Origin of the sequence: uncultured Lutibacter sp., assembly GCF_947493565.1 — a bacterium.
Taxonomy (GTDB): Bacteria; Bacteroidota; Bacteroidia; order Flavobacteriales; family Flavobacteriaceae; genus Lutibacter; species Lutibacter aestuarii.
In genome coordinates this window covers 1-12,842 of the sequence record NZ_CANLRG010000005.1, presented here as the reverse complement: position 1 = coordinate 12,842, position 12,842 = coordinate 1, and the positions used below count along the sequence as shown (strand labels likewise).

Annotated in this window: 13 protein-coding genes and 2 tRNA genes; 7 read left to right on the top strand and 8 right to left on the bottom strand. The window is 28.7% G+C overall.

What is annotated here, in order from left to right; all coding sequences use genetic code 11:
* Window positions 1-41 precede the first annotated feature (41 nt).
* A complete protein-coding gene (locus Q0714_RS07090) occupies window positions 42-293 on the bottom strand; it encodes a type B 50S ribosomal protein L31 (RefSeq protein WP_298263812.1) in 252 nt (83 codons plus the stop codon).
* 119 nt (window positions 294-412) lie between these two features.
* On the opposite strand from Q0714_RS07090, the gene Q0714_RS07085 reads away from it, so the two are divergent.
* Genes Q0714_RS07085 through Q0714_RS07060 form a run of 6 tightly spaced genes read left to right on the top strand, consistent with a single transcriptional unit; the run spans window position 413 to window position 6,807 of the window.
* Window positions 413-1,447, top strand: a complete 1,035-nt coding sequence (locus Q0714_RS07085; protein ID WP_298263811.1) for a glutaminyl-peptide cyclotransferase — start codon at window positions 413-415, stop codon at window positions 1,445-1,447.
* A gap of 39 nt (window positions 1,448-1,486) precedes the next feature.
* Window positions 1,487-3,004, top strand: a complete 1,518-nt coding sequence (locus Q0714_RS07080) for a hypothetical protein (RefSeq protein ID WP_298263809.1) — start codon at window positions 1,487-1,489, stop codon at window positions 3,002-3,004.
* A gap of 6 nt (window positions 3,005-3,010) precedes the next feature.
* Window positions 3,011-3,691, top strand: coding sequence for an SDR family oxidoreductase (locus tag Q0714_RS07075; protein WP_298263808.1), 681 nt, complete (start codon window positions 3,011-3,013; stop codon window positions 3,689-3,691).
* Between the two features lie 4 nt (window positions 3,692-3,695).
* Window positions 3,696-4,298, top strand: a complete 603-nt coding sequence (locus Q0714_RS07070) for a SprT-like domain-containing protein (RefSeq protein WP_298263806.1) — start codon at window positions 3,696-3,698, stop codon at window positions 4,296-4,298.
* Window positions 4,291-5,367 (top strand): mannose-1-phosphate guanylyltransferase, encoded by a 1,077-nt coding sequence (locus Q0714_RS07065; RefSeq protein WP_298263804.1) that lies wholly within the window; start codon window positions 4,291-4,293, stop codon window positions 5,365-5,367. Before Q0714_RS07070 ends, Q0714_RS07065 begins: the two co-directional genes overlap by 8 nt.
* Before the next feature lie 12 nt (window positions 5,368-5,379).
* Window positions 5,380-6,807, top strand: coding sequence for a DUF389 domain-containing protein (locus Q0714_RS07060; protein WP_298263802.1), 1,428 nt, complete (start codon window positions 5,380-5,382; stop codon window positions 6,805-6,807).
* A gap of 31 nt (window positions 6,808-6,838) precedes the next feature.
* On the opposite strand, the gene Q0714_RS07055 is transcribed toward Q0714_RS07060, so the two are convergent.
* From Q0714_RS07055 to Q0714_RS07040, 4 genes are all read right to left on the bottom strand, one after another.
* Window positions 6,839-6,922: transfer RNA gene (locus tag Q0714_RS07055), tRNA-Tyr, on the bottom strand.
* A 44-nt stretch (window positions 6,923-6,966) separates the two neighbouring features.
* Window positions 6,967-7,039, bottom strand: a tRNA-Lys gene (locus Q0714_RS07050).
* A gap of 62 nt (window positions 7,040-7,101) precedes the next feature.
* Window positions 7,102-7,869: an ABC transporter ATP-binding protein gene (locus Q0714_RS07045; RefSeq protein ID WP_298263801.1), complete on the bottom strand. Its 768-nt coding sequence runs from the start codon at window positions 7,867-7,869 to the stop codon at window positions 7,102-7,104.
* Complete coding sequence (locus tag Q0714_RS07040; protein WP_298263798.1) at window positions 7,870-8,610, bottom strand: ABC transporter permease; 741 nt, start codon at window positions 8,608-8,610, stop codon at window positions 7,870-7,872.
* A 127-nt stretch (window positions 8,611-8,737) separates the two neighbouring features.
* Here Q0714_RS07040 and pafA point away from each other — a divergent pair, with 127 nt between their 5' ends.
* Entirely contained in the window at window positions 8,738-10,438 is a 1,701-nt protein-coding gene (gene pafA, locus Q0714_RS07035) for an alkaline phosphatase PafA (RefSeq protein ID WP_298263797.1), read from the top strand.
* Between the two features lie 32 nt (window positions 10,439-10,470).
* Here pafA and Q0714_RS07030 read toward each other — a convergent pair whose 3' ends face one another.
* The 3 genes from Q0714_RS07030 to Q0714_RS07020 form a co-directional block, all read right to left on the bottom strand.
* Window positions 10,471-10,917, bottom strand: coding sequence for a LexA family transcriptional regulator (locus tag Q0714_RS07030; protein ID WP_298263795.1), 447 nt, complete (start codon window positions 10,915-10,917; stop codon window positions 10,471-10,473).
* On the bottom strand, window positions 10,908-12,161 hold the full coding sequence (locus Q0714_RS07025; protein ID WP_298263793.1) for a Y-family DNA polymerase: 1,254 nt from the start codon (window positions 12,159-12,161) through the stop codon (window positions 10,908-10,910). The genes Q0714_RS07030 and Q0714_RS07025 overlap by 10 nt, the downstream gene beginning before the upstream one ends.
* 98 nt (window positions 12,162-12,259) lie before the next feature.
* A complete protein-coding gene (locus Q0714_RS07020) occupies window positions 12,260-12,688 on the bottom strand; it encodes a DUF6526 family protein (RefSeq protein WP_298263792.1) in 429 nt (142 codons plus the stop codon).
* Between the last annotated feature and the right edge of the window lie 154 nt (window positions 12,689-12,842).

Genomic DNA, 12,842 nt, shown 5'->3' with positions numbered 1-12,842 from the left:
CTTTCGTTGAGGATTTTAAATATTTTTAAACTAAAAAATGCTTATTTTTTAAATTTAGCATATTTAGATTTGAACTTATCAATACGTCCAGCAGTATCTATTAATTTAGATTTACCAGTGTAAAATGGATGTGAAGTTCTTGAAATCTCTAATTTTACTAAAGGATATTCAACACCTTCAATTTCAATAGTTTCCTTAGTATTTACTGTTGAACGAGTTAAAAACACGTCTTCATTAGACATATCTTTAAATGCTACCATTCTATAATTATCTGGGTGTATACCTTTTCTCATCGTAAACTCGTTTTAATTCTATTTTTATTTTTAAGACTGCAAATTTAACTATATTTTTGAAACTTCAAACAAATAATTTATTTTATTTACATAAAAAATATAAATCTTCAAACAAAGTTATGTCCTATAAGCCTCTATTTAGTTTTTTAACTTTTATTTTACTAATATCCTGTAAAAGTGAGTATAAATTCACTTTAAATACTCCTAAAAAAATAAAAAGCAATCAAGAATTAACCATTTCAATTTCGGAAAAAAACAATAAACCAATAGATTCTGTTCAATTTTCTATTGATGGTAATAAAATTATAAATAAAGGCAATACTTCAACAATAAACATTAGAGATTATAAGTTAGGTAAGCACACCATAACTGCTATTGTTTTTTTTGAAAGCAAAACTAAAAAAATTACAAAACCTATATATTTTACCGCTGATACAGCACCTGATATTTATACCTTTAAAATAATTAACAAATACCCTCATGATAAAAATGCTTTTACACAGGGGTTAGAATATTATAATGGTTATTTATATGAAGGCACAGGGAGAAAAGGAAGTTCATACATTAGAAAAGTTGAACTTACATCTGGAAAAGTATTACAACAAATAGATTTAGATGACCAATATTTTGGCGAAGGTATTACCATATTTAACCATAAAATTTATCAACTTACTTGGCAAAGCGGTGTTGGATTTGTATATAACTTAGATACTTTTGAGAAAGAAAAAGAGTTTAAATATACCAAAAGCAGAGAAGGCTGGGGACTTGCAAATAATGGTGAAAAATTATTAAAAACTGATGGAACCGAACGTATTTGGTTTTTAAATCCAGAAACGTTAGTTGAAGAAAGTTATATTGAAGCTTATACCAACGATAGAAAAGTTGAAAAACTTAATGAATTAGAGTATGTAAATGGCTTAATTTATGCAAATATTTGGCAACAAAACTCTATTTTAATGATAAATCCTAAGACAGGAAAAGTGGAAGGCGTTGCTAATTTAAACAGTTTAAAAGAAGATATTTTAAAAGAACAAAATTTAACCGATGATGATGAAGTATTAAATGGTATTGCTTTTGACAAAGAAAATAATAGACTTTTTGTTACTGGTAAACATTGGGGTAAATTGTATGAAATTGAATTGATTAAAAAATAATTCTGAATCATTCTTCTTATCTTTACAAAAACATCCTCAATGCGTTATACCATTACTTTTTTAATTTTTACAATATTTTTTTCATCTTGTAGAAAAGATTTTTCAACAGAATTAAGTAGTGGAGAGCTTACTTTTTCAAAAGACACTGTTTATTTAGATACGGTATTTACAAATATCGGTTCCAGTACTTATAATTTAAAAGTGTACAATAAAAGCAATAAGGCTATTTCTATTCCCTCCATTAAATTAGGCCGAGGTGAAAATTCATTTTATAGATTAAACGTAGATGGAGTTCCAGGAAAAAATTTCGATAATGTTGAAATTTTAGCCAAAGACAGTATCTATATTTTTATTGAAACTACTATAAACTACCAACAAATTTCTAACCCAATTTATACAGATTCTATTGTTTTTGATGCAGGAGAAAAACTTCAAGATGTAAAGTTAGTTACCTTAGTTAAAGATGCTCACTTTTTATATCCATCAAAAAATACAGATGGATTTATAGCAACTATCAATATAGGCGTTGATGATGAGGGAGAAGAAATTCGAACTCAAGGATTTTATTTAAATGGAAATACTGTTTTTACTAATGAAAAACCTTATGTAATTTATGGTTATTGTGCAATTCCAGAAGGAAAAAAACTTATAATTGAAGCTGGAAGTAAACTTTATTTCCATTCAAACTCTGGATTAATTGCCTCTAAAAACTCCTCTTTAATTATTAATGGAGAGTTGAACAATAAAGTTATAATTGAAGGAGATCGGTTAGAGCCTTCATATAAAAATATTCCAGGTCAATGGGGAACCATTTGGTTACGCGCTGGTAGTAACCACCATGAAATAAATAATACAATTATTAAAAATGCTTCAGCAGGTATTATTGTAGATTCGTTGGGTTTTTCTTCAACTCCAATATTAACCATAAAAAACACTCAAATTTACAATAGTTTATCATTTGGATTATTAGGTCGAGAAACCAATATTAAAGGAGAAAACATCGTTATAAACAACAGTGGTAAATCATCTTTAGCATGTACCATTGGCGGCACTTATAATTTTACTCATTCAACATTTGCTAATTTTTGGAATAACAGTTTTCGTAAATTCCCTAGCGTTTTGATTAACAATTATTTCACTTATTTTAAAAATAATGCTCAAGTTGTAGAAACTAGAACTTTGGCTGCAGCTAATTTTACCAATTGCATTATTGATGGAAGTAATATAAATGAATTTATTTTAGACAAAGTTGAAGGTACTGAATTTAATTATTTGTTTAAAAATAACTTAATTAAATTCGACCTTTTAAATGAAAACGCTACAACTATTGAAACATATAATTTTGAAGATTCAAATCATTATATAGACAATATTTTTAATGGAATCTCAGATTTTAAAGCTCCATACAGCAATCAATTAATTATTGGTGAAAATTCTAAGGGAATTCAAAAAGCAACTACTCAAGCAACAAGTATAGTTCCTTATGATATTTTAGGAATTCAAAGAACAATGCCTGCAGATATTGGAGCATATCAACATATAATTTTTGAAAATTAATTTAAAATGAAAAATGTAATTATCACAGGAACCAGTAGAGGAATTGGTTTTGAATTGGCACAATTATTTGCCAAAAACAACCATAACGTTTTGGCTTTATCTCGAAATTCTGAACCTTTAAACAACCTTAATATTCAAAATATCACTTCATTATCTGTGGATTTATCTAATGAATCAGATTTAAAAAAAGTAATCGATTTTATAGCTTCTCACTGGAAAAAAGTAGATATTTTAATAAATAATGCTGGTAAATTAATTAACAAACCTTTTGAAAATTTAACTTCAACCGATTTTTTAGAAGTTTATAAAGTAAATGTTTTTGCAATGGCAGAATTAACTCGTCAAATAATTCCATTTCTTTTTAAAGGAAGTCATGTGGTTACTATTAGCAGCATTGGTGGCGTACAGGGAAGTATGAAATTCCCAGGCTTAGCAGCCTATAGTTCTTCTAAAGGAGCAGTTTTAACCCTTACTGAATTACTTGCAGAAGAATATAAAGAGCAGCAAATTTCATTTAATGCATTAGCTTTAGGCGCTGTACAAACCGAAATGTTAGAAGAAGCTTTTTCTGGCTATAAAGCTCCCGTTTCTGCAAAAGAAATGGCAAGCTACATGTACAATTTTGCTTTAACAGGAAATCAATTTTTTAATGGAAAAATAATTCAAGTGTCTTCAACAACACCATAATTTTATGAGTGAACTTCTTTTAAAATATCTTCCAGAAAAAGCAATTCCTTTAGTTAAAGAAATTCTAACTGAACACCCAATTTATATTAAAATAGTTAACAACAGGCGGACTAAACATGGTGAATTTAAAAGATTTAGCAATGGTAATTTTCAAATAACATTAAATAATAATTTAAATAAATTTCAATTTTTACTCACTTTAATACATGAAATTGCTCATTTTATAACTTATAAAAAATACCAAAACAGCAAACCTCATGGGCTTGAATGGAAACAAAATTTTCAACATTTAATGTTGCCTTTTTTACAGCCATCAATTTTTCCTGAAAACATTCTTCCACATTTAGCAAACTATTTAAAAAATCCTAAAGCTAGTACGGGTTCCGATGTGAATTTAACATACGCTTTAAAACAATATGATGAAATGTCAGGAAAGAACTTTATATTTGAATTAGCACACGGAAGTATTTTTAAATTTAATAATAAAAACTATAAAAAAGGAAGCATTCGAAGAACGCGTTTTGAATGTGTTGAATTACAAAGTAAAAAAACCTATTTGTTTAATAAAAATGCAGAGGTTTTATATTTAAAAAATGATAATGAATAACAATTACTACGCAATTATAATGGCTGGTGGAGTTGGCTCAAGATTTTGGCCAATAAGTACTCAGGAATTTCCAAAACAATTTCATGATATGCTTGGAACTGGAAACACTTTAATTCAAAATACATATCAACGCTTCAAATCAATAATTCCTTCAAAAAACATTTTAATTGCTACTAATAAAAAATACGAGCAATTAGTTTTAAATCAACTGCCTGAAGTTTCATCAAACCAATTACTTCTTGAACCTGCAATGAGAAATACTGCTCCTTGTATTTTATATAGTGCTTTAAAAATTAATGCCGAAAATCCAGATGGAGTTATGGTGATAGCTCCTTCAGATCATTGGATTGAAAATGAAAAAGAGTTTTTAGAAAACATTGCTACTGCTTTTAATTTTTGTTCTAAAAAAGAGGCTTTACTAACTCTTGGTATTCAACCAACTTCACCTAATACAGGCTATGGCTATATCAAGTATAAAAACTCAGATAAAGACATAAAAACAGTTGAAAAATTTACTGAAAAACCCAATTTAGAAACTGCTGAACAATTTTTAAAAAGTGGTGATTATCTTTGGAATGCCGGAATTTTTATTTGGAGTGTAAAAAGTATTTTGAAAGCCTTTAAAACTTATTTACCTGAAATGTTTCAACTTTTTTCGAAAGGAAATTGTTTTTATAATACCCCTGATGAAGCTAATTTTATAAAAAACAATTATGCTTTATCTCAAAATATTTCTATTGATTTTGGTATCATGGAAAAAGCTTCCAATGTATTTATTATGCCAGTTAATTTTGATTGGAATGATTTAGGTACTTGGGGGTCACTTTATTCAAAACTTTCAAAAGATGAAAATAAAAATGCAACTGTGGGAGGAAAAGTTGTATTTAAAAACGCTCACAACAATATTGTTAAAACTCAAAATAATAAACGAGTAGTAATACAAGGATTAAATGATTATATTGTGGTTGAAAAAGAAGATGTCATTCTTATTTGTCCTAAAAATAAAGAGCAAGATATTAAAGAAATAACCAACGAAGTTCAAAAAGCTTTTGGAAACAAATATGTTTAATTCAAATTAAATATGGAAAATACCACAAACAATCAATCAGAAGAAAAATTTACAACTTCTGAAAATACTACTAATCCAGATCTAAACGGGTATTGGATTAGTATCAAACAATTTTTAATTGAATTGTTGGACATTCGAAAAGATACTGACAAAGAAGCTACCATTGAAGATATTAAAGGGAATATATCTATGAAAGGACATACTGCTTGGGTATTGGTTTTTTCAATTTTAATTGCCTCCATAGGGTTAAATGTAAGTTCTACTGCAGTAGTAATTGGAGCGATGCTTATATCTCCTCTAATGGGTCCAATTTTAGGTGTTGGACTCTCTATAGGAATCAATGACATAGATACGTTAAAACGCTCACTAATTAATTTAGGAGTAATGGTAGTATTAAGCTTAGCAACATCATTCTTCTTCTTTTTAATCCCCTTATTTAGAAATGAAACTCCAGAAATACTAGCTAGAACCGCTCCAGATGTCCGAGATGTTTTTATTGCCATTGCTGGTGGTTTAGCTTTAATTATTGCTTTAAGTAGAAGAAGTAAACAAACGAATACTATTGCTGGAGTTGCAATTGCAACAGCGCTAATGCCTCCACTTTGTACAGCTGGTTATGGACTTGCTACTTGGAATTTAAGTTACTTTGGCGGCGCCATGTTTTTGTTTACTATAAACACCATTTTTATAGCATTAGCAACTTTTGTAATTGTTAAATTTTTAGGATTTCCAATGCTAAAATATATCAATTCAACAAAAAGAAAACGTATTGCCCGTTTAGCTTCATTTGTTGCTTTTTTAGTTCTTACTGGAAGTATTTACCTATTTTTCAATTTATTTAAGGAAAACCAATTTAGGCAAGCTGCTCAAAACCTAATTGATGATATCAAAAAAGATGGAATTAGCATTATAGATGAAGTTGATGAAAATATTGATTACCACAACAAACGTGTAAAAATATTTGTTTATGGTAATAAATTATCTGCAAGTGAAATTGAGAAATGGAATAATCGATTGCCTGAATATGGCTTAGAATCAACCTTACTAGAAATTCAACAAGGTGTGGATGATTCAGATTTAAGACATGAAGTAAAGAATTTAACAGATTTGTATGTTCAAAATCAAAAAATCATTACTAACAGAGATGAATCTATTAAAGAAAAAGAAGATAAAATTAAAATATTAGAAATTGAATTGTCTAAATATTATAACGCTCAAATACCATTTATGCAAATTAGTAAAGAAGCTCAAATAAATTACAATGGATTAAAAGAATTAAGTTACGCCAAACAAATTAAAACAAACTTTAACACTATAGATACCATTACGGTTTTTAACACCGTTTGGCACGATTCTGTCCCCAATACTAATCAGCAAGAAATACTACTTAAAAAATGGCTTAAAACTAGGTTAAACTTAGATACTCTTATTGTAAACTAAAAAAAGCGACTCAAAATTTGAGTCGCTTTTTTGGTGGTGAGAGGAGGATTCGAACCTCCGAAGCTTGCGCAGCAGATTTACAGTCTGCCCTCGTTGGCCACTTGAGTATCTCACCAAAATTTCAAATTAAAAAACTTCTCTATTTTGAGAAGTTTTTTGTGACCGGGCTGGGGCTCGAACCCAGGACCACCTCCTTAAAAGGGAGGTGCTCTACCAACTGAGCTACCAGGTCATTCTTTTCCTTTTTAGCGGGTGCAAATATAAAGGTATAATTTAAAAAAACAAACAACTTTTCTATTTTGTTTCATTTAAATAAGCCTCTTTAACTTTTTTAAATAAATTAGAAGAATAAACAAAATCTACAATGCTCTCATTTTCAGTTTTAAATATCTCTTTATTGGATCCTTCCCAAGCTTTCACACCATTTTTTAAAAAAATAATTTTTTCTCCAATTTCCATTACAGAATTCATATCATGTGAATTAATAACAGTAATCATTTGATATTCTTTAGTAATTTCTTGAATTAAATTATCTATTACAGTTGCAGTATTTGGGTCTAATCCAGAGTTAGGTTCATCGCAAAATAAATATTTTGGGTTCATAACTATAGCTCTTGCTATTGAAACTCTTTTTTGCATTCCTCCTGATATTTCTGATGGAAATTTTTTATTGGCATTTTCTAAATTTACTCTATCTAAAACAAAATTTACCCGTTCCAACATCTCTGAATACGAATTATCAGTAAACATTTTTAGGGGAAACATAATATTCTCTTCAACTGTTAAAGAGTCGTATAAAGCTCCTCCTTGAAAAACCATGCCTATTTCTTGTCGCAATTGTCTGCGTTCTTTAATGTCCAATTCGGTATGCTTCCTTCCATCAAAAGAAATAATTCCTTTTTCAGGTATATGCAAACCTAGTAAGCACTTCAAAAAAACTGTTTTTCCTGAACCACTTTGCCCAATTATCATATTGGTTTTTCCTTTTTCAAAAGTTGTAGAAACTCCTTTTAAAACAGGTATGCCATTAAATTCTTTATATAAATCTTTAACTTCTATCATTTATCCTAATAACATTTGGGTTAAAAAATAATTTAGTAAAATTATTACAACACTTGTCCATACCACAGCTTGTGTACTTGCTCGTCCAACTTCTAATGAACCTCCTTTTACATAGTAGCCATGGTATGCAGGAATGGTTGCAATCACAAACGCAAAAACCAAGGTTTTTATTAAGGCATATTTTATAAAATAAGGATTAAAATCTAATTGAATTCCATACACATAATCTTCACTAAAAAATAAATCTGTAAGTGTTCCTGCCACATAGCCTCCATAAATTCCTAAAAACATGGCTAATAAAATTAATAACGGATAAAAAAACAAGGTCGCTATAATTTTAGGTAGTACCAAGTAATTTAATGAGTTTATTCCCATTACTTCTAAAGCATCAATTTGTTCTGTAACTCTCATAGTACCAATACTTGAAGAAATATACGAGCCTACTTTACCTGCTAAAATTACACACATAAATGTTGGCGCAAACTCCAAAATCATAGAACGTTTAGTTGCAAAACCAATAAGGTATTTTGGGATAAAAGGACTGTCTACATTTAACGCTGTTTGTATCGCTACAACACCACCAACAAAAAACGATATAAACATAATTATTCCTAAAGATTTCAATCCTAAATCTTCAATTTCTCTAAATAACATTTCTTTAAAAACCGACCATTTTTGTGGTTTTTTAAAAACCTGCTTTAGCATTATAAAATACTTTCCTATATGCTCTAAATAGTTCATTAAATATTAATTTTTGCTAAAATATTAAATTAAAACTAGGTATATTCTTTTTGTAACATAAAATTAATAGTAGGCATAAAAAAAATAGTACTTTTGATTTTGTTAATATGAAACCTAAATTTTAAAAATGAAAAAGCTTTTTATCCTTATATTTTTAAGTGCAATTTTAACTCAATGTATTGCTGTTAAATCAAAATCTACAACTTCAACTAGTCCGATTAGTACTCAAAAAGCCATAACTGTAAATCCTATTACAAATAATGAAACAGTTCCTCCAAAACTAGTTGTTGGAATAGTTGTAGATCAAATGCGGTACGATTATTTAATACGCTTTTATACTAAATATGGAGAAAGAGGATTTAAACGTTTAATGGAAAATGGTTATAACTTAGAAAATGTTCACTATAACTACATCCCTACATACACAGCCGTTGGGCATACTTCAATTTATACAGGAACTACACCTACCAATCACGGAATTATTTCAAATAATTGGTATGATAAGTATGAAAAAAAATCAATTTATTGTGTAGATGATAATAATTATAAAACTGTAGGGGCAAATTCTGGAGGTAATAAATCACCTCACAGGATGGTAACAACAACGGTTACTGACCAATTAAAGTTAGCGCAAAATTCAAAAGGAAAAACAATAGGAATTGCTATTAAAGATCGATCTGCTATTTTACCAGCTGGGCATACCGCAAATGCTGCTTATTGGTTTGAAGGAGGTGACGAAGGTAAATTTATTACCAGTACATTCTATATGAACGAACTACCAAATTGGGTAAAACAATTTAACAATTCTGGAAAAGCAACTACTTATTTAAATGAAACTTGGAATACTTATTATGACATTTCAACTTATACAGAGACACTTCCAGACAATAATGAGTTTGAAGGTTTATTTAAAGGAAAAACAACCCCTACCTTTCCTTATAACCTTGCCGAATTAAGAAAATTAAATGGAAATTATAACTTATTAAAAGCAGTACCTTCAGGAAATACTATTACAACAGATTTTGCTGAAGCTGCTATTATAGGTGAAAATTTAGGAAAAAGTGATTATACCGATTTTTTAGCTATTAGTTATTCGAGTACAGACTATGTAGGACATCAATTTGGAGTAAATGCAAAAGAATTAGAAGACACTTATATTAGATTAGATAAAGAATTAGAAAGATTGATTGACTTTTTAGATAAAGAAATAGGAGAAAATAAATATACTATTATGTTAACTGCAGATCACGCAGCGGTACAAGTACCTTCTTACTTAAACTCTCTTAAAATTCCTGGAGGTTATTTTAACACAAAGAAATTTAAAGGTTTTGTAAATGAAATTACAATCAAGTATTTTAATTCAAATGAAATTGTTGAAAACATCTCCAATTATCAACTATTTTTAAACAAAGAAAAACTTCAAGAATTAAACTTAAACGTACATGAAGTATCTCAAATTTTAGCAGATGAGATTATCAACTTTGAAAGTGTATATAAAACAGTTACAGCACATACATTGCAAACTACAAGTTTTAATTCAGGAATTTTACAGATACTACAAAAAGGGTACAATCAAAAATTATCTGGAGATGTACTATTAATTCCATATCCTTCAACAATTTCACGCTCTAAAACTGGAACCACACATGGATCTGGTTATGCCTACGATACTCATGTTCCTTTATTATTTTATGGAAATGGTATTAAAAAAGGTAAATCTGCTCGTTATTATCCAATAGTAGATATTGCTCCTACTCTTTCCAATTTATTAAAAATAACAGAACCTAACGGAAGTACAGGTAAAACAATTTTAGAAGTGTTAAAATAATTAATCAATAAAAAAAGTGTAATTTTTAAAAATTACACTTTTTTTATAACATAGGTTACTATTCCCCAAACAATCAATTCATTTCCTTCTGTAAGTTTTATTGGCTTATAATTTTTATTTTCAGCTAGTAAATAAATACAATCGCTTTCAACTTTTAACCTCTTAACGGTAAATTCACCATCAATCATACATATTGCAATTTTATCGTTTCTAGCCTCAATACTTCTATCTATAACCAATAAATCTCCATCTTCTATATGAGCATCAATCATAGAGTTTCCCCGTGCTCTAGCATAAAAAGTAGCAGCTTCATTTTTAACTAATTCTTTATCTAAACTTATGCGTACTTCTTGAAAATCCTCAGCTGGGGAAGGAAATCCTGCTGGAATATTTTCACTAACAATTGGTCTTGTAATAAGTTTTGATTGTTCTGGTATATATATTGTTAATACTTTACTTTCAAATTTTTTTACTCGCATTTTACTTCAATTATTTCATTAAGTACCGTTGTGTATCTTGGGGATAAATGTTCTTGTTTCATTTTCCAAGTTTTATTTAAATCTTGATTTGCAATTTTAATTTTAGGTTTGCCATACTTTAAATTAAACGTATCAAGTATTTTCATTAATACTTGATGCTTTGGGTTTTCATCTTCAAAAATAGAAAATTGATGTTTTGATGCAGGTTTTAAATTCATAACAATTACACCTGCTTTTTTATAATTGTACCCTTTTATATAAAGTTGATTTAACCCTTTTATAGCATATTTACAAATTGTAAAACTGGAGTTAGTAGCATAAGGTAAATGAACAACTAAACCCACATTTCTTGAAGTTTTAGAATATTTGCTTGTTTTTAAAAAAACGTATAAACAAGTACATTCAGATTCTTGTTTTCGGAGTTTTTCTGCACAGGCATTTGCAAAGGTAGCAATACGTTCTTTTATAGGTTCATATAATTTTAAAGCACTTTCAAAAGTACGGGTAGTTGCAATATTTTGCTTATCTTTTACTTGTTCAAATCCTATAATAGGTTTTCCTAACAAATCTTGTTTTAAACGCAATCCAACAATAGAAAAATTTTTACGAACGTATTCATCTGACAATAATGTAAATTCATGTGCTGTGTAAATTTGTTGTATTTTTAATCTATTTGAAATACGCCTTCCAATTCCCCAAACATTTTCAACTTTAGTCCATTTTAAAGCATTAATACGTTGCTTTTCAGTTACAATAGCATAAACACCCTTTGTTCTACTTGAATACCTCTTAGCTATTTTATTAGCTACTTTTGAAAGTGATTTTGTAGGTGCAACACCAATACTAACGGGTATTCCAACCCATTTTTCAATAGTTCTCTTAATATCTAAAATATAGGCCTCAATATCACTAGATGCCACATCCTTTAATTTAAAAAAGGCTTCATCTATGGAATAAATTTCAATTTCAGGGGTGAATGTAGTTAAAATAGACATCACTCTAGAGCTCAAATCTCCATACAAAGAATAATTAGATGAAAACACATGAATTTTATGATCTCTAAATACTTTTTCATAGTTAAAAGCTTCAGCACCCATTGGAACAAAACTTTTAGCTTCATCACTTCTAGCAATAACGCAACCATCATTATTTGATAAAACTACAATAGGTTTACCAATTAAATGAGGTTTAAATACACGTTCGCAAGATGCATAAAAGCTATTACAATCTAAAATTCCATACATTTTGTAAAATTACTAAGTTTTTGATTTAAATACTTTAAAAATAAAAATTCCTCTAAATTTTAGAGGAATTTGAGTAATTTTCAAAAATAAGCTAGCTCTTACACCCTATAATGATCAGGTTTCCAGTTTTTTATCGATCTTTTTATTTCACTTTCTGAAAGATTTTCTTTCTCTGCTTTTTCAACTAAACTTACAAATTCATCATCAGACGCAAAACGCAATCCAATAATTTGGCGTGTAGTTATTGTAGTACTTAATGTTTTTCCTGTCAAAATAAAATATCTAAGTTTTTCTTCTGCTCGGATAGCTCTATCTTGAGCTTTAAGCGCAAAAATTCTTAAATAAAAAAACATAAGTAGTAAAATAAACCCCACTAACACTAATAAAGAAGCAGAATACAAATTGTCATCTGTTGCCTTTAACAAACTTCTAATTGAACCCACAATAAAAAGCAATACTATTAAAAAAGTAACAATGTGATAACCTACCACAAATCTTCTATGATTTCTATAATTTTGATACTTCATGATTTAATTATTTTAGTTAGAATACTATAAATATAAAACAATAAATGGATTTTAGCTTTAATTAAAAAAATTAGCATAAAAAAAACCTTCAACAATAAAGTTGAAGGTTTTCAAAAGAAAGGCGGTGACATACTCTCCCACCGAGTGGCAGTAC

Coding starts and splice junctions, on each gene's coding strand:
- Q0714_RS07090 (WP_298263812.1), bottom strand. CDS start 293: ATGAGAAAAGGTATACACCCAGATAATTATAGAATGGTAGCATTTAAA.
- Q0714_RS07085 (WP_298263811.1), top strand. CDS start 413: ATGTCCTATAAGCCTCTATTTAGTTTTTTAACTTTTATTTTACTAATA.
- Q0714_RS07080 (WP_298263809.1), top strand. CDS start 1,487: ATGCGTTATACCATTACTTTTTTAATTTTTACAATATTTTTTTCATCT.
- Q0714_RS07075 (WP_298263808.1), top strand. CDS start 3,011: ATGAAAAATGTAATTATCACAGGAACCAGTAGAGGAATTGGTTTTGAA.
- Q0714_RS07070 (WP_298263806.1), top strand. CDS start 3,696: ATGAGTGAACTTCTTTTAAAATATCTTCCAGAAAAAGCAATTCCTTTA.
- Q0714_RS07065 (WP_298263804.1), top strand. CDS start 4,291: ATGAATAACAATTACTACGCAATTATAATGGCTGGTGGAGTTGGCTCA.
- Q0714_RS07060 (WP_298263802.1), top strand. CDS start 5,380: ATGGAAAATACCACAAACAATCAATCAGAAGAAAAATTTACAACTTCT.
- Q0714_RS07045 (WP_298263801.1), bottom strand. CDS start 7,869: ATGATAGAAGTTAAAGATTTATATAAAGAATTTAATGGCATACCTGTT.
- Q0714_RS07040 (WP_298263798.1), bottom strand. CDS start 8,610: ATGAACTATTTAGAGCATATAGGAAAGTATTTTATAATGCTAAAGCAG.
- pafA (WP_298263797.1), top strand. CDS start 8,738: ATGAAAAAGCTTTTTATCCTTATATTTTTAAGTGCAATTTTAACTCAA.
- Q0714_RS07030 (WP_298263795.1), bottom strand. CDS start 10,917: ATGCGAGTAAAAAAATTTGAAAGTAAAGTATTAACAATATATATACCA.
- Q0714_RS07025 (WP_298263793.1), bottom strand. CDS start 12,161: ATGTATGGAATTTTAGATTGTAATAGCTTTTATGCATCTTGCGAACGT.
- Q0714_RS07020 (WP_298263792.1), bottom strand. CDS start 12,688: ATGAAGTATCAAAATTATAGAAATCATAGAAGATTTGTGGTAGGTTAT.